Source organism: Haemophilus parahaemolyticus (genome assembly GCF_002015035.1).
GTDB classification, from domain to species: domain Bacteria; phylum Pseudomonadota; class Gammaproteobacteria; order Enterobacterales; family Pasteurellaceae; genus Haemophilus_A; species Haemophilus_A parahaemolyticus.
Window position 1 is genome coordinate 74204 of record NZ_MUXY01000011.1, and the last position, 15104, is coordinate 89307.

General features: G+C 38.9%; 18 protein-coding genes and 2 pseudogenes. 13 read left to right on the forward strand and 7 right to left on the reverse strand.

The window, feature by feature from the left end; genetic code table 11:
• Position 1: 1 nt before the first annotated feature.
• From B0185_RS07425 to tehA, 3 genes are all read left to right on the forward strand, one after another.
• A complete protein-coding gene (locus B0185_RS07425; protein WP_005707419.1) occupies positions 2 to 1741 on the forward strand; it encodes a protein-disulfide reductase DsbD in 1740 nt (579 codons plus the stop codon).
• A gap of 88 nt (positions 1742 to 1829) precedes the next feature.
• Entirely contained in the window at positions 1830 to 2399 is a 570-nt protein-coding gene (locus B0185_RS07430; protein ID WP_005707427.1) for an elongation factor P hydroxylase, read from the forward strand.
• Positions 2400 to 2468: 69 nt separating this feature from the next.
• Positions 2469 to 3410, forward strand: coding sequence for a dicarboxylate transporter/tellurite-resistance protein TehA (tehA, locus tag B0185_RS07435; RefSeq protein WP_005707428.1), 942 nt, complete (start codon positions 2469 to 2471; stop codon positions 3408 to 3410).
• A gap of 94 nt (positions 3411 to 3504) precedes the next feature.
• Here the strand turns inward: tehA and acpP are convergent, their stop codons facing one another.
• Together acpP and rpe are read right to left on the reverse strand one after the other, a co-directional pair.
• Positions 3505 to 3738 (reverse strand): acyl carrier protein, encoded by a 234-nt coding sequence (gene acpP / locus B0185_RS07440; protein WP_005707420.1) that lies wholly within the window; start codon positions 3736 to 3738, stop codon positions 3505 to 3507.
• Between the two features lie 220 nt (positions 3739 to 3958).
• Positions 3959 to 4633, reverse strand: a complete 675-nt coding sequence (gene rpe / locus B0185_RS07445; protein WP_005707422.1) for a ribulose-phosphate 3-epimerase — start codon at positions 4631 to 4633, stop codon at positions 3959 to 3961.
• A 225-nt stretch (positions 4634 to 4858) separates the two neighbouring features.
• Between rpe and B0185_RS07450 the strand changes: the two genes are divergently transcribed.
• The 7 genes and pseudogenes from B0185_RS07450 to B0185_RS10165 all read left to right on the forward strand — a co-directional run bounded on the left by B0185_RS07450 (position 4859) and on the right by B0185_RS10165 (position 8301).
• Positions 4859 to 5128 carry a type B 50S ribosomal protein L31 gene (locus B0185_RS07450; protein WP_005707426.1) on the forward strand — a complete coding sequence of 90 codons (270 nt, stop codon included), beginning with the start codon at positions 4859 to 4861 and terminating at the stop codon, positions 5126 to 5128.
• A gap of 9 nt (positions 5129 to 5137) precedes the next feature.
• The gene (ykgO, locus tag B0185_RS07455; RefSeq protein WP_005707423.1) at positions 5138 to 5263 is read left to right on the forward strand and encodes a type B 50S ribosomal protein L36; all 126 of its coding nucleotides are present in this window, start codon (positions 5138 to 5140) and stop codon (positions 5261 to 5263) included.
• A gap of 22 nt (positions 5264 to 5285) precedes the next feature.
• Entirely contained in the window at positions 5286 to 6074 is a 789-nt protein-coding gene (locus tag B0185_RS07460) for a DUF4198 domain-containing protein (protein ID WP_078208101.1), read from the forward strand.
• A 169-nt stretch (positions 6075 to 6243) separates the two neighbouring features.
• Positions 6244 to 7686, forward strand: coding sequence for an aldehyde dehydrogenase (gene aldA / locus B0185_RS07465; protein WP_005706510.1), 1443 nt, complete (start codon positions 6244 to 6246; stop codon positions 7684 to 7686).
• Between the two features lie 121 nt (positions 7687 to 7807).
• Positions 7808 to 7900 (forward strand): annotated as a pseudogene (rpoZ, locus tag B0185_RS07470) (DNA-directed RNA polymerase subunit omega); the annotation flags it as partial.
• Positions 7901 to 7904: 4 nt separating this feature from the next.
• Positions 7905 to 8096, forward strand: a pseudogene (locus B0185_RS07475) (HD domain-containing protein); the annotation flags it as partial.
• Entirely contained in the window at positions 8065 to 8301 is a 237-nt protein-coding gene (locus tag B0185_RS10165) for a hypothetical protein (RefSeq protein WP_239091311.1), read from the forward strand. The pseudogene B0185_RS07475 and the gene B0185_RS10165, both read left to right, overlap by 32 nt.
• A 151-nt stretch (positions 8302 to 8452) precedes the next feature.
• Here the strand turns inward: B0185_RS10165 and B0185_RS07480 are convergent, their stop codons facing one another.
• Entirely contained in the window at positions 8453 to 9310 is an 858-nt protein-coding gene (locus B0185_RS07480) for a phosphoribosylaminoimidazolesuccinocarboxamide synthase (protein ID WP_005706763.1), read from the reverse strand.
• A gap of 312 nt (positions 9311 to 9622) precedes the next feature.
• Here B0185_RS07480 and B0185_RS07485 point away from each other — a divergent pair, with 312 nt between their 5' ends.
• Positions 9623 to 10285 (forward strand): MOSC domain-containing protein, encoded by a 663-nt coding sequence (locus B0185_RS07485; protein WP_005706760.1) that lies wholly within the window; start codon positions 9623 to 9625, stop codon positions 10283 to 10285.
• A 63-nt stretch (positions 10286 to 10348) separates the two neighbouring features.
• On the opposite strand, the gene adk is transcribed toward B0185_RS07485, so the two are convergent.
• The 3 genes from adk to B0185_RS07500 are packed head-to-tail and all read right to left on the reverse strand — an operon-like array spanning position 10349 to position 12595.
• Positions 10349 to 10993 (reverse strand): adenylate kinase, encoded by a 645-nt coding sequence (adk, locus tag B0185_RS07490; protein WP_005706764.1) that lies wholly within the window; start codon positions 10991 to 10993, stop codon positions 10349 to 10351.
• 56 nt (positions 10994 to 11049) lie between these two features.
• A complete protein-coding gene (locus tag B0185_RS07495; RefSeq protein WP_005706762.1) occupies positions 11050 to 11646 on the reverse strand; it encodes an aminotransferase class IV family protein in 597 nt (198 codons plus the stop codon).
• Complete coding sequence (locus B0185_RS07500) at positions 11624 to 12595, reverse strand: aminodeoxychorismate synthase component I (RefSeq protein WP_005706766.1); 972 nt, start codon at positions 12593 to 12595, stop codon at positions 11624 to 11626. The genes B0185_RS07495 and B0185_RS07500 overlap by 23 nt, the downstream gene beginning before the upstream one ends.
• A 386-nt stretch (positions 12596 to 12981) precedes the next feature.
• Here B0185_RS07500 and B0185_RS07505 point away from each other — a divergent pair, with 386 nt between their 5' ends.
• Complete coding sequence (locus tag B0185_RS07505) at positions 12982 to 13869, forward strand: transcriptional regulator GcvA (protein WP_005706765.1); 888 nt, start codon at positions 12982 to 12984, stop codon at positions 13867 to 13869.
• Between the two features lie 8 nt (positions 13870 to 13877).
• Entirely contained in the window at positions 13878 to 14552 is a 675-nt protein-coding gene (gene yjjG, locus B0185_RS07510; protein WP_005706761.1) for a pyrimidine 5'-nucleotidase, read from the forward strand.
• Positions 14553 to 14710: 158 nt separating this feature from the next.
• On the opposite strand, the gene B0185_RS07515 is transcribed toward yjjG, so the two are convergent.
• The coding region (locus B0185_RS07515) for a YadA C-terminal domain-containing protein (RefSeq protein ID WP_211272263.1) at positions 14711 to 15104 on the reverse strand (394 nt) is incomplete at its 5' end.

The following is a 15104-nucleotide window of genomic DNA, read 5'->3' on the forward strand; positions in this document are numbered from 1 at the left end:
AATGTTACGTATTCTGATACTTCTCGTAAGTCTCTGCCTCTCACTCAATGGTCAGGCGGGCTTATTTGATAAAAAACCAACTTTCCTTACAAGCCAACAAGCGTTCCAATTTGACGCCAAGCAAACGGGCAACCAATTGGCACTAAATTGGCAAATCGCAGATGGCTACTACCTCTACCAAAAAGAGGTGCAAATTACCCCAACACAAGCCGAATTGGGCGAATGGCAATTTCCGCCAGCGGAACGCCATCAAGATGAATTTTTCGGCGATGTGGAAATTTTCCGCAACGAATTGGCGTTACAGATTCCGCTAAAATCGGCTCAAAATGGTTCGGTAGAAATTCGCTATCAAGGTTGCACCAAAGGCTTCTGTTATCCGCCTGAAACGGTGAGCGTGCCTCTGCAAAATGTGGAAGCACAAGCGGTCGATTCTGCTCAAAATATTGCAAATTCAGCTGTTGCAAATTCTAGCAAAAATTCAACCGCTTCTAATATGGCAGGCATCAGCCAACAAGACCAACTTGCAAGCCAGCTTTCACAAAATCGCTTGTCGATTTTCTGGTTTTTCGTGTTGGGGGTAGGCTTGGCATTTACTCCTTGCGTGCTGCCAATGTTGCCGCTGCTTTCCGCGATTGTAATCGGCAACCAACAACGCCCCAATAGCCTAAAAGCATTGCTACTCAGCCTCACTTACGTGCAAGGTATGGCACTCACTTACACCTTACTTGGTTTGATTGTGGCAGCAATTGGCTTGCCATTCCAAATTGCCTTGCAGAGCCCACCTGTGCTGATCGGTTTGGCGATTTTATTTACCTTGCTCGCGGCTTCCATGTTTGGCTTGTTTGAAATTCGCTTGCCAAATGCGTGGCAACAAAAGTTGAATGCTCTCAGCCAAAAACAATCAGGTGGTGCATTCGGTAGCGTGTTTATCATGGGGATAATCGCAGGCTTAGTTGCCTCACCTTGCACCTCTGCCCCACTTTCAGGTGCATTGCTTTACGTGGCTCAAAGTGGAGATCTATTTACGGGTGGCTTAGCACTTTATTTGCTCGCACTTGGAATGGGTATTCCACTTGTGTTGATCACTCTCTTTGGTAACAAAATTCTGCCTAAATCAGGCGATTGGTTACTAAAAGTAAAAACGGCTTTCGGTTTTGTAATGTTAGCGTTACCGATTTTCTTAATTGCCCGCTTATTGCCAACTCAAATTGAACCCTTACTTTGGTCTACTTTAGCATTGGTATTCTTAGGTTGGCTGATTAGCGTTATTCCTACTACAGGTGTGTTGAAAAATACGATTCGCATTGGTTTGTTTGCACTGTTTGCGTTATCCGCTTATCCGTGGGCAAATTTAGTATGGGGTAATAGTTCACACTCAGTAGAAACCTCATCGCATGCCAAATTTATTCGCATTAGTTCATTAGCGGAATTAGACACTCAACTTGCCGAAGCGAAAGGTAAAAAAGTGATGTTTGATCTTTATGCCGACTGGTGTGTCGCTTGCAAAGAGTTCGAAAAATACACTTTCTCTGATGCTAAAGTGCAACAAAAATTAGATGAAATGGTGTTATTACAAGTAGATATGACTCGAAACTCATCTGACAACGATGCCATTATGCAACGCTTCCAAATCCTAGGATTACCAACAATTTTGTTCTTTGATGAACAAGGGCAAGAGATAAGCCAAATGCGAATCACAGGATTTTTGGATGCTGAGAAGTTTTTAGATTGGATAAAATAATCGTAGGGTGGGCTTTTAGCCCACCACAAAAATTTCTACACTTTATTGGTGGGCTAAAAGTCCACCTTACAATTAAAAAAGGCACAAAATGAACCAAGATAACCATAAGATCGAAGATATTATTCGCATTTTCAACGAATGTTTTGCCACGGAATACAATACCCGATTAGAAAAAGGGGACGATTACCCTATCTATTTACCCGCTTTTTTAGAGGAAGATGGTATGAAATCAGAGCGACCTTATCATGTGATTTTATTCGCACACGGTTATTATAGCAGTGCGTTGCACGAAATTTCGCATTGGCTTGTGGCAGGTGAAGCACGCCGCCAATTAGAGGATTTTGGCTATTGGTATGAACCTGATGGTCGCTCAGCAGAACGCCAACGTGAGTTTGAATCGGTGGAAGTTAAACCGCAAGCGATAGAATGGGTCTTAGCGACGGCTGCAGGTTTTCGTTATTTTGCGAGTGCGGATAATCTTTTAGGCAACCCAGGCGATAATTCAGCTTTCAAACAAGCGGTTTATAATCAGGTAAAAGTTTACGCAGAGCGAGGTTATTTGCCAAAACGAGCAGAGACACTTCGTAAAGCGTTGGCAAAATTTTATGGTACGCCAGATGTGATTGATTTAGCGATGTTTGATCTCGCAAAAATTTAAAAAATTTCATATATTTCCTCTTGACACAAGTGCTATACTCAAATCGTTTTTAACTTTTCAGGAGGAAATATGAATACTAACACCCCCTTCCCATTGCCAACGGGATATTTCGGTATCCCGCTTGGCTTGGCTGCGCTCTCCCTTGCGTGGTCACATCTCGCTCACTCGCCATTTACTGATACCATCAGTAATCTTTTAGGGATTAGTGCTATTCTTGTATGGCTTCTGTTTATCGGACTTTACCTGTATAAGTTTCTCTATTTTAAACACGAAGTTTTAGAAGAATATCATTGCCCTGTGAGATTCTCGTTTCTTGCGTTAATTCCGATTACTACGATGTTAGTCGCAGATATTTTATATCGCTGGCAACCGTTATTAGGCGAAGTAATGATCTGGATTGGCACAATTGGGCAGTTGCTTTTTTCATCTATTCGCATCGGGGAATTATGGAAAGGTGGTATTTTTGAACAAAAATCTACCCGTCCACCATTCTATTTGCCTGCGGTGGCAGCAAACTTTACCAGTGCTAGCTCACTTGCTTTGATTGGTTATCATGACTTGGGCTATTTGTTCTTTGGAGCAGGTTTAATTGCGTGGATTATCTTCGAGCCAGTGTTGTTGCAACACTTGAGAATTTCATCTGTTGAACCGCCTTTCCGAGCAACGATGGGGATTATCCTTGCCCCCGCTTTTGTTGGAGCATCAGCTTACTTAGCCGTGAATCATGGTGAAATTGATACTTTCGTAAAAATTCTTTGGGGATATGGCTTCTTGCAATTCTTTTTCTTAATTCGCTTGTTACCGTGGATTGCAGAAAAAGGCTTAAATATCGGCTTTTGGGGTTTTTCATTCGGTTTGGCATCAATGGCAAATAGTGCGGTTGCGTTTTACCATGCTAATGTTCTCCCAGGCGTTGCGATTTTCGCCTTTGTATTTGCGAATGTAATGATTTTAGGGTTGATCAGTTTAACAATTTATAAATTATCCAAAGGACAGTTTTGGGTGAAATAGTAAAAAAGAAGGCATATATCAATGATATATGCCTTTATGCTAATAGGAGAAATTATTGAAAATAAGGCGGTTTAAAACTGCCTTATTTGTAGAATTATGCGTTAGCTTTTGTCACGTAGTCAATCGCTGATTGAACTGTTGTGATTTTTTCAGCTTCTTCATCAGGAATTTCGATATCGAATTCTTCTTCTAAAGCCATTACTAATTCAACGGTGTCTAAAGAGTCAGCACCTAGATCTTCGATGAATGAAGCTTCAGGTTTAACTTGTGCAGCGTCTGCACCTAATTGATCAACGATAATTTTTTTTACGCGTTCTTCAATGCTCATTTTTTGTTTCCTATATAAAATCGCGAATGCGAGAGTTAAGTAGTGTAATCGAAATTTTGTTTAATGCAACCTAAAAGAGATAGGTCGAACCAGACGCCATTAAGACACACAAGAATTAAAAAAGTTTGCCTACTTTTTATGTATGCGAGGATTGACATATTCTACCATTATGAATAGAAATTATCCACACACGCATAAAATTTCTTTTCGATTTATTTTGCTATTTTCCTTCTAAGGCTTTTCGCATTTGAGTAATAACCGCTTGGTAATCTGGCTGGTCAAAAATCGCAGAGCCTGCCACAAAAGTATCTGCCCCTGCTTCGGCAATGTCTGCAATGTTATCCACTTTCACACCGCCATCTACTTCAAGGCGAATATTTAAACCGCTTGCATCAATACGTTTACGCACTTCACGCAGTTTTTCCAATGTTGAAGGGATAAATTTCTGCCCGCCAAAACCAGGGTTTACGCCCATCAACAAAATCATATCCACTTTATCCACCACATAATCAAGATAATGCAGTGGCGTTGCGGGGTTAAATACCAAGCCAGATTTACAACCTAAATCACGAATAAGCTGTAAATTGCTGTCGATATGGTCGGTTGCTTCAGGATGGAAGGTAATATAATTTGCTCCTGCTTTGGCGAAATCAGGAATTAAGCGCTCAACAGGTTTTACCATTAAATGGACATCAATCGGTGCAGTAATGCCATAATCACGTAGTGCTTGGCAAATAGCTGGTCCGAAAGTTAAGTTTGGAACAAAGTGGTTATCCATCACATCAAAATGGATGATGTCTGCACCTGCTTCAACCACTGCCTTCACATCATCGCCAAGGCGAGCGAGATCAGCAGAAAGAATAGAAGGTGCAATTAAAAAAGGTTGCTGTGCCATAGATTTTTCTCCAAGGTAGCTAGAAAATTTCAGGCATAGCCTACCACAAAAAGCGGTCGAGTTTTTGGTTTCTTTTGCAAAATTTTGATTGTTAAAAAATAGTTGCACAAAACCATAAAAAATTTATTGAAATAAATAAAAATTGCTGTATGATGCATTCCCATAATTTAAAAATGGATATTAACCATTTTGAAACAGATCAAAATACAAAAGGAGACAACTCAAATGAAAAAAGGGATTCATCCGACAAACTATCGTGAAGTGCTTTTCTATGATGCTTCCGTACAACAAGGCTGGGTTATTCGCTCTTGTGCCGCAACAACAAAAACCATGAAATGGACAGACGGCAAAGAATATCCGCTTTATACACTAGATACTTCTTCCGCTTCTCACCCTGTTTATACGGGTAAACGCCGTGAGGTAAATAGTGAAGGACGTGCAAGTCGATTTAGCGATAAATTTAAAGGTATGGCAAGTTTAGTGGCGAAAAAATAAGGAAATCAAATGCAAATTCTCAATTCATTAAAAAGTGCGAAAAGTCGCCATCCAGATTGTAAAATCGTGCGTCGTAAAGGTAAGCTTTACGTTATTTGTAAGAGCAATCCAAGATTTAAAGCCCGTCAGCGTTAATAGTAGATAGAATGGAGAATCTATGAAAAAACTACTTCTTGCTACCGCAGTTTGTGTGATTTCTTTTTCGGCTCAGGCTCACCGCGTTTGGGTACAAAGTGAACCTGTGAAAGCGGGTGAAATTTTGAAGGCAGACATTGGCTATGGTGAATTTCCAACGCTCGAGCCGATTGCAGAAAAGCGCCTTCATTTCTTTGATAAAGGAATGGTGCTGGTGAATACCGAAGGAAAACAAAATCTTGTGCAAAAAGGCGAGAATTACCACTATGAAAGTGCAAAACCTGTGAAAGCAGGAAGTTACGTATTAGCCGCAGAATATAAACCGACATTCTGGTCGCAAAATGCCGAAGGCTGGAAGCAAGCCGATATGCTGAACACGCCAAATGCAACCTATTGTGAAAGCACAGCGATGTATGGAAAAAATATTGTGAATATTGGCAAGGCAGTCGAAAAAAATGATGTGGCAGAAGTAGTTGGACATGAATTGGAAATCGTACCAATGGTCAATCCTGCCACCATTAAAGTGGGTGAGCGTTTCAAAGTCGTGGTGCTTTACCAAGGCGAACCGCTCCCAAATGCAACATTAACAGCAACGTTCAAAGGATTTGATAATTCAGATAACCAGCATACCCACAAAGTGGAAGCACAAGCTTTCTCTGACACCACAGGTGCAGATGGTACGGTCGATATTATCCCACTTCGTGATGGTTTCTGGAAAGCATCTGTGGTATATGAAACGCCATTTGAGAAACCTGCACAATGTCAGAAACATAAACATTATGCGACGTTAACGTTTGATATTGCCAAATAGTTTCGTAGATTGCTTGATATGATTATTCTCCAATAAAGCCCGCTTTATTGGAGATTTTTTTATGGGAAAATTGTGAAATTTGTGAACTAGCTCACAGTTTATTAAACTTTTTAACATTATTATTACATTCATAGCGATAACCACCCTTATTTAAACAAAAGGAGACTCTATGAAAACATATCAAATGTATATTGATGGTCAATTTGTTACTTCTACAAGCGGTCAATTTTTTGACGTAATTAACCCTGCCACTGAAGAAGTGATTGCGTCTGTTACCAAAGGGACTGTAGAAGAAACCCGAGCCGCAATTGATGCTGCAGACAAAGCTCAAAATGCGTGGGAGCAACTGCCTGCGATCGAACGTGCTGGCTATTTAAGAAAAATTGCACATGGCATTCGTGAAAGAACAGAAGAAATCGCAAGGGTAATTTCGTCAGAAATGGGAAAAACTCTACCACTTGCACGAGTGGAAGTGAATTTTACCGCCGATTACATTGATTACATGGCAGAATGGGCAAGACGCTACGAAGGGGAGATTCTCCAAAGTGATCGCTCAAACGAGCATATTTTCATTTATAAAAAAGCAATTGGGGTCACCACAGGCATTCTGCCATGGAATTTCCCTTTCTTTTTAATCGCACGCAAAATGGCACCAGCGTTAGTGACAGGCAATACCATAGTAGTGAAACCAAGCGTGGATTCACCAATTAACGCCATATTATTTGCGGAAATTGTACATTCATCAGGTTTACCAAAGGGTGTATTTAACCTAGTACACGGTGCAGGTGGTGAAATCGGTCAAGAATTAGCAGGCAATCCAAAGGTCGGTTTAGTCTCTTTAACAGGTAGCGAACCTGCTGGTCGTAAAGTGATGGAGGCGGCAAGTCGCAATATCACTAAAGTGAATTTGGAATTAGGCGGTAAAGCACCTGCAATTGTATTGGCAGATGCAAATTTAGATTTAGCAGCCAAAGCTATCGTAGCTTCACGTATTATCAATAGTGGACAAGTTTGTAACTGTGCAGAGCGTATTTATGTTCAGCGCGAAGTTAAAGAAGTTTTCACTCAAAAATTAGTGGAACTCATGAAAAAAGTCCGCTTAGGAAACCCGCTTGAAGATGAAACCCTAGATATGGGACCGATGGTAAACAAACAAGGACAATTGCATGCACAGGCGATGGTAGATGAAGCTATCAAAGCAGGAGGGCGTTGCTTACTTGGTGGTCATTCGGTAAAAGGTAAAGGCTATTATTTCGAACCGACAATCATTGATAATGTAACTAATGATATGGCAATTTTACGTCAAGAAATCTTTGCCCCTGTCATTCCGATTGCTACTTTCGAGACCATTGATGAGGTAATTGAGCTCGCCAATGATTGCGAATACGGTTTAACATCTTCGATTTATACTCAAAATATTAATAAAGCAATGAAATTGATTTCACGCTTGAAATTTGGCGAAACTTACGTGAACCGTGAAAACTTTGAGGCAATGCAAGGTTTCCATGCAGGTTGGCGTAAATCAGGCATTGGCGGTGCAGATGGTAAACACGGTTTAGAAGAATATCTCCAAACTCATGTAGTCTATTTGCAATACGATCAAAATATTTAACCGCTTGCAGCAGCTTTTCGAAGAATATCTCGGGTTTAGATTGTCAATATCGGCGATTTTTTGTATAAACCTACCCCTTTATACTGAATTATCGTGAATACACAAATCGTTGGAGTAACAAATGGCTCGTGTAATCGTTCAAGAAGCTGCTGAAATTATCGGCAACCGTTTTGATTTAATTTTAATTGCGGCACGTCGTGCAAGACAAATCCAGTTTCTCAAGCAGTGAACCCTATATTACGCACCCTGTTGCCGTTGCAGGCATTATTGCGGAAATGAAATTCGACCACGAAGCCGTGATGGCGGCACTGTTACATGATGTAATTGAAGATACGCCTTATACCGAAGAACAACTTGCAGCTGAATTTGGCAAGAACGTTGCCGAAATTAACAGCAACGTTCAAAGGATTTGATAATTCAGATAACCAGCATACCCACAAAGTGGAAGCACAAGCTTTCTCTGACACCACAGGTGCAGATGGTACAGTCGATATTATCCCACTTCGTGATGGTTTCTGGAAAGCAGCCGTAGTATATGAAACGCCGTTTGAGAAGCCTGAACAATGTCAAAAACATAAGCATTATGCAAGCTTGACGTTTAATATTAATAAATAATTTTGGGGTTATGCTAGATAACGACTAAAAGCCCCATCAAGTAATGTTTCCATCGAGGTTATTCCATAACACATTTTACCTTGATGGAAACGATGATGATTATAATACAACCTCCATTCATCTAAGTCGGTTTAAAATAATCCGATTGTCATTATTTCGTTAATAAATCCAACGCTTCTTGATATTTCGCAACCGTTTTCTCAATCACTTCTTGTGGAATTTTAGGTGCAGGAGCTTGTTTATTCCATCCACTATTTTCAAGCCAATCACGCACAAATTGTTTATCGAATGATGGTGGATTTGTGCCTTCTTTGTAGTTTTCTACCGCCCAGAAACGACTTGAATCTGGCGTGAGTACTTCATCCATCAAAGTTAATACGCCATTTTCATCTAAGCCAAATTCAAATTTCGTATCGCAGATAATAATGCCTTTTGTTAATGCATATTCAGCCGCTTTGGTGTAAAGTGCAAGGGCTGCTTCTTTTACTTGTTTAGCAAGTGCTTTCCCGATTTGGCTCTCGCACTCTTCATAGCTAATATTGATATCGTGATCGCCCACTTCCGCTTTACTTGATGGTGTAAAAATTGGCTCAGGTAGTTTGCTTGCTTCCACTAACCCTTCTGGCAGAGCTAAACCACAAATTGTGCCTGTTTTTTTGTAATCTTTTAAGCCAGAACCCGTTAAATAACCACGTACGATAGACTCAATTTTCACTGGTGTTAAACGCTTGCATACTACTGCACGATGTTGAATTGCCTCGGCTTCTTCTTTTGGTAACACATCAAATACAGAATCGCCTGTGAAATGGTTTGGCATAATATCGGCTAATTTACTAAACCAGAAATTCGAAATTTGAGTTAAGATTTCGCCTTTGTGCGAAATCGGCTCATCTAAGATAACATCAAAGGCAGAAAGGCGATCCGTTGCCACCATAAGCATACGCTTATCGTCAATTTCGTATAAATCACGCACTTTGCCAGAGTAGATTTTTTTTAAGCTAATTTGCATTTTGAGATCCTATTTAAAGTGAATGTAAAAAATTGAACAAATTATACCGCTTTACGCAAACGATTGCGATGAGTTTTAATTGATGTGAGAAATGATCGAAAAAAAGGGGAAAATTCCCCAAAAAGTCATATTCTAAATTTTTGAGGAGTACTTTGAAAAGTAATTCAACAAAAAAGAACAATATAACATCATAGGAAAATTATAATGAACATGCCTCGCAACTATTGTTATTATTACCACATCGGATAATCCACCTTCGGTGGTAAAATCAGCTATAGAAAATATGATTAACAGTGAAAATATGGAGAAAAAATGAATGCAGAAGTGTTAGCAATGAAAATTGGCTTAGTGGAAAAGATAACTTTTTCTGATGGTACCACGCTTGAAAGTGCGATCCGCAAGCAACCTGTTGAGCAAATGGTGGTAAATGAAATGGGGGCTGAGGGCAACGATGTTGGATTAAAAGCTCATCACGGTGGTGTGGATAAAGCCCTTTTCTTTATGTCAGATAAAACGTTTGAGCATCTTACAAGCTTGATTGGCAAGGATTTTGACTGGCAAGGTAGAGCGATTTATGGTGAAAATTTCATTGTTTCTGGTTTAGATGAATATAATGTTTGCGTGGGTGATCATTATCAAATTGGTGAGGTTATTGTAGAAGTTTCTCAGCCGCGTAAACCTTGTGAGCGTTTGTCGCTCAATAGTGAGCATTCTGAAACTCAAGAAATTGTGCGAGAAAAAGGCTTAACTGGCTGGTATGTTCGTGTGCTTCAAACGGGTATTTGCAAAAAAGGCGATAAAATTCACCGCTTGCAACAGCCTTATCCGAAACTCAATATTATGCATTTAAATCAACTCATTGCTCAAAAGCCAAATGAAGCGATTAAAGCAGATTTGGAAGAGGCATTGAGTTGCGAAGTGCTTGCCGAGGCATTCAAGCGAACGTTGAGAACGCAGTTGAAGCGAATTAAATAAGAAAAAGCCTTGAAGTCATCAAGAACTCCAAGGCTTTTATTTATGCTAATATACGATTTTTAATTAGCCTAAAATGTTTGCTAATTCAGCACTTACTTCTTCTACTGGTTTTGTGCCGTCTAAACGCTCGTAGCGGGTATTGCCTGCTTCGGCTTCGGCTGTGTAGTAAGCGATAAGTGGTTTGGTTTGTTTGTGGTAGATTGCTAAGCGCTCTAACACGGTTTCTGCTTTGTCGTCTGGGCGGATGATTAAATCTTCTCCTGTTACATCGTCTTTACCTTCTACTTTTGGTGGGTTGTAAACCACGTGGTAAGTACGACCAGAAGGTTGGTGTACGCGACGACCGCTCATACGTTCTACGATCACTTCATCAGCCACGTCAAATTCTAACACAAGGTCGATTTTTACGCCTGACTCTTTTAATGCATCTGCTTGTGGAATCGTGCGAGGGAAGCCGTCTAATAAGAAGCCGTTTGCACAGTCTGGTTGAGCTATGCGGTCTTTCACTAATGCAACCGTTAATTCATCTGGTACTAATTTACCTTCGTCCATTAACGCTTTTGCTTGTTTGCCAAGCTCAGTGCTTTCTTTGATTGCAGCACGGAACATATCGCCTGTTGAGATTTGTGGGATGCCAAATTTGTTCATAATGAACTGTGCTTGTGTGCCTTTGCCTGCACCTGGTGCACCTAAAAGAATAATTTTCATAAAAACCTCGTTGTAATAAAAAACTTCACTATTTTATAAGGGAATCGCATATTAGTCTATAAAGTAATATGTTGAGTAGATATCGCTCGGCTCTCGTCAAATGGATTCATTGCGTTGATCATCATTATTTTTTCATATTGGTGCAGATATTCAACCTTAATTTCTACCAGCTTAATTTTATTTTGGCTTAATAGATAGCTTAATTGAGTACCTTTAAGCAGATAATCTTTCGGACTATACCAAATATTATTTTTCAAAAAGAGTAAATTGCCAACACGGCAATCGGTCACTTTTCCATTTTGAATGATGATAGCCTCATCTTTTTCGATTTTTATTAAATCAAAATTTTTTCGGTTGCTATATTTAAATATGTACTCCAACGTATCAAAATAGACCGCTTGATAGCTTTTTATTTCTCTTTTTTGATAAACTGAAAAAATGATATGATAATCTTGTTGATTATAATCAATGCGACATCTCACTAATCCATTCTGATATCTTTCTGGTACTTGGATAATTTCTGCTAAATTAAATACCGAGGTTTGCTTAAATAATTTCTCTATTGCATTATCCATTCTTGCTTGATGAAAAGCTAAATTTTGCGGAATGCCATCAAGAATCGCAATGGTTTCAAACACGGGAAATTGGGACATATACCTTCTCTAAAATTTCTTGATATTCTTCTTCTAGGCTACTTTGTGAAGTAATGCCACCACCGCTGCGAAATAGCATTTCACCTTGTTCATTCTTTTCAATGTAGCGAATAGCGACTGCACTTTCCAAGTTGTCGCCATCAAAATAGCCAAAAATACCTGTGTAGTAGCCACGTTTTTCGCCTTCAGCTTGCTGAATAATTTGGATGGTTTTTTCTTTAGGTGCTCCGCTAATTGATCCAGCAGGCAATAATTTTGCGAGAATTGAGCCAATATTCGCTCGCCAATTGTCAGTGAGTTCGCCGCAAATTTCAGAGCTTGTTTGATAAATTGCTCCATGATGTATTTCAATCTTTTCAACATAACGATATTTTGTTACTCGAATATTTTGAGAAACAATAGCTAAATCATTTCGAATTAAATCAACAATGGTATTGTGCTCTTCAAATTCTTTCTTTGAATTTAATAGTTTTTGTTTTGCATTTTCTTCACTTGCGTTAATTGTGCCCTTCATTGGATAAGAGAAAATTTTATTTTCTTTAATGCGAATGAATGTTTCAGGTGAAAAGCAGATAAATTTATCTTGATAGAATAATTTATATTTTGCGTGGCTTTTAATAAAAATCTCTTTAAGCGAATAATTTGTTTGGATTTTAGTAGCAAATGCAAGATTTAATAAATAACTATTTCCTTTTTGAATTTCATTTTTTACCAATTCAAAGGCAACCTGATAGCGAGAAAATTTTAATGGGATTCTGCTAAATTCAAATGGCTTGTTAAAATCAAAGCATGAAGTGTTATTGTAGTCAGGAAATTGAAAAAAGATCTGATGTGAGGAGCATTCTGCTAATGGGAGCAGAATGGGCTGATTTTGTTCAAAATCAATTAAGAAGAAAAATGGTTTTCTGGCTGCACCAAAGGTATTGGCTTGTTGAATAAAGGGTTGCATAGATAAAACCTAAATTGATACCATAAAAAAAGCCCCTCAAAGTAAGGGGCATAAAACCAAAAGGGTTTAAAGAATATACAGGAAGTGAAACGAGTAAAAATCAAAGATTTTCACTCTAGCCTAGTTTCCTAGACCAATATGCAAACACAACATCATACTTAAAATTAGAAATAGTAAAATTACTATCACTATCCGTCTAAGTACGGCACGAATTATAGATATATCGGAATAGTTAAACAAGCTAGAAATTTTTATTTAGACTATTAGAAAAAATAATGCAATAATAGAGAGGATAATAAAGAAATGTTATTTTATTAAGAATAGCAAAAACGAGGCTTGATTATGTGCTTTTATAGGCAAAGTTTCAAGCTAAAAAAGGAAATTTTATGAATAAAAAACTCCCACCACTTAATGCGTTAAAAGCCTTTGAAGCGGCAGCACGCCATCTTAACTTTACAAAAGCAGCCGAAGATCTTTTCGTTACTCAAGCTGCAGTGAGCCATCAAATCAAAATTTTGGAAGATTTTTTAGGTGTAAAACTCTTTCACCGTAAAAATCGTTTACTTGAATTTACTGAAGTTGGTTCGCAATATTTTGCTGAAATTCAACCGCTTTTAGAGAAAATTGCGAGTGCAACAGAAAAAGTAAAACTCAAAACTGCTCGCCAAATTTTAGCAATTAGCACCACCCCTTCATTTGGAATGCACTGGCTTGTGCCACGTTTAAATGATTTCCACCAGCGTTATCCAGATATTGAAGTGCGTTTAACGACAATGCCACAAGACGAAGGTTTATTCGGAAAAGATACTGATGTAGCTATTTATTACGGCAACGGGAACTGGAATAACTTGGAGGCGATTGAGCTGGTAAAAGCCCGCATTATGTTACTCGCTTCACCTGAATATTTGAAAGATAACCCGATCGAAAAACCAGAAGATCTGGCGGGTAAAAACTTGATCCACGTTTGTTCTTCGACTAAATGGAAACAGATGGTAGATCATCTTAAGCTCGATATGGACATTGAAACAGGGCCGATGTTTGGTACAACTTCAATGGGCATCCAAGCGGCGAAACACGGGCAAGGCGTGGTGGTCGCAAACCGAATGCTTGCTCAAGATGAGATCGAAGAAGGCTCGGTTGTTGAGCCATTAATGACCAATGTTTATGATGAAAAAGCGTTCTATGTGGTTTATCCTCCGCAAATGGCGGAAAGCACCAAGGTGAAATGCTTCGTGGATTGGATTACCGAAGAGATTAAAAACAGCTATAAATAAGGAAAATAATGAGATATAACTGGGTTCTTTTTGATGCGGATGAAACGCTGTTTTCATTCAATTCCTACTTAGGCTTAACCGCAATGCTCAAGCGCTATAGCATTGATTTTACGCGTGAAGATTACGATGCTTTTCAAGCGGTCAATAAATTGCTCTGGGTGGCATACCAGAACAATGAAATCACTGCGGAAGATATTCAAATGCGACGCTTTGCTAAATTATCCAAGCAAACAGGTGTGAATCAAATTCAGCTTAACCAAGAACTGATGGCGGAGATGGCGAAGGTCAGCAAACCGCTTGATGGTGTGATGGAGATGCTTGAAGCACTCTATCCTGAAGTTAAAATGGGCATTATCACCAACGGTTTTACTGAGCTACAACAGAAACGTTTGCAAAATACCCAAACCGAAAGGTTCTTCGAGATGGTCGTGGTTTCTGAACAAATTGGCGTGGCAAAACCTGACCGCAAAGTGTTTGATTACGCTTTCTCACTAATGGATGATTTAGATAAAACCAAAATCCTTATGGTTGGCGATACACTCGCTTCAGATATTTTAGGTGGCTATAATTCGGGCATTGACACCTGCTGGTTTAATCACGCGAACCTTGTCAATGACACAAAAATCCAACCAACTTATGAAATAAAAGATATTCGTGAGTTGGTTAAAATTGTCAAAGGATAAAATGATGGTGTTTGGGTTGAAAGCTACGTATTAATTTAGTACCGAATTGTACATATTCATTCAGATCTTTTATGAATTAATCAATAAAAAATACCTGTTTCTGAAATCATTCAAAAACAGGTATTGATTTTAAGTCATTAGATAAATTTCGTTATCTATTACCATTCAAAATTCACACCCACATTATAAGCAGCACCGCCTTGAGTAAATGCGATACCTGCTTTAGTTGCAACATGCTTGTTATAACGGTAACCTGTACCAATAGCAACCGCAGTTTGAGATTTATAACCACCAACAGCAGCCGTAAAGTTTGCTTTACCTACAGTATATGGTTGGAATAAACCTGTTAAAGCAGCTTGAGTAGCAAGACCACGTTTAAGATCTTTATCAAGTTTATTAACTCTATTATCTAAATGATCAAGTCGTTTTGCATGACTGTTAATATCGTTTCTTAATGCAGACACAGCAACCTTATTTTTCTCAATTTTATTGCTATTATCTCTAATATTTTGTTCTAAACTGCCTACATAAACTTTATCAGCTTTAGCTTCC

Excerpts from the sequence above, each read along its gene's own strand:
- B0185_RS07425 (WP_005707419.1), top strand. The coding sequence starts at position 2 with ATGTTACGTATTCTGATACTTCTCGTAAGTCTCTGCCTCTCACTCAAT.
- B0185_RS07430 (WP_005707427.1), top strand. The coding sequence starts at position 1,830 with ATGAACCAAGATAACCATAAGATCGAAGATATTATTCGCATTTTCAAC.
- tehA (WP_005707428.1), top strand. The coding sequence starts at position 2,469 with ATGAATACTAACACCCCCTTCCCATTGCCAACGGGATATTTCGGTATC.
- acpP (WP_005707420.1), bottom strand. The coding sequence starts at position 3,738 with ATGAGCATTGAAGAACGCGTAAAAAAAATTATCGTTGATCAATTAGGT.
- rpe (WP_005707422.1), bottom strand. The coding sequence starts at position 4,633 with ATGGCACAGCAACCTTTTTTAATTGCACCTTCTATTCTTTCTGCTGAT.
- B0185_RS07450 (WP_005707426.1), top strand. The coding sequence starts at position 4,859 with ATGAAAAAAGGGATTCATCCGACAAACTATCGTGAAGTGCTTTTCTAT.
- ykgO (WP_005707423.1), top strand. The coding sequence starts at position 5,138 with ATGCAAATTCTCAATTCATTAAAAAGTGCGAAAAGTCGCCATCCAGAT.
- B0185_RS07460 (WP_078208101.1), top strand. The coding sequence starts at position 5,286 with ATGAAAAAACTACTTCTTGCTACCGCAGTTTGTGTGATTTCTTTTTCG.
- aldA (WP_005706510.1), top strand. The coding sequence starts at position 6,244 with ATGAAAACATATCAAATGTATATTGATGGTCAATTTGTTACTTCTACA.
- B0185_RS07480 (WP_005706763.1), bottom strand. The coding sequence starts at position 9,310 with ATGCAAATTAGCTTAAAAAAAATCTACTCTGGCAAAGTGCGTGATTTA.
- B0185_RS07485 (WP_005706760.1), top strand. The coding sequence starts at position 9,623 with ATGAATGCAGAAGTGTTAGCAATGAAAATTGGCTTAGTGGAAAAGATA.
- adk (WP_005706764.1), bottom strand. The coding sequence starts at position 10,993 with ATGAAAATTATTCTTTTAGGTGCACCAGGTGCAGGCAAAGGCACACAA.
- B0185_RS07495 (WP_005706762.1), bottom strand. The coding sequence starts at position 11,646 with ATGTCCCAATTTCCCGTGTTTGAAACCATTGCGATTCTTGATGGCATT.
- B0185_RS07500 (WP_005706766.1), bottom strand. The coding sequence starts at position 12,595 with ATGCAACCCTTTATTCAACAAGCCAATACCTTTGGTGCAGCCAGAAAA.
- B0185_RS07505 (WP_005706765.1), top strand. The coding sequence starts at position 12,982 with ATGAATAAAAAACTCCCACCACTTAATGCGTTAAAAGCCTTTGAAGCG.
- yjjG (WP_005706761.1), top strand. The coding sequence starts at position 13,878 with ATGAGATATAACTGGGTTCTTTTTGATGCGGATGAAACGCTGTTTTCA.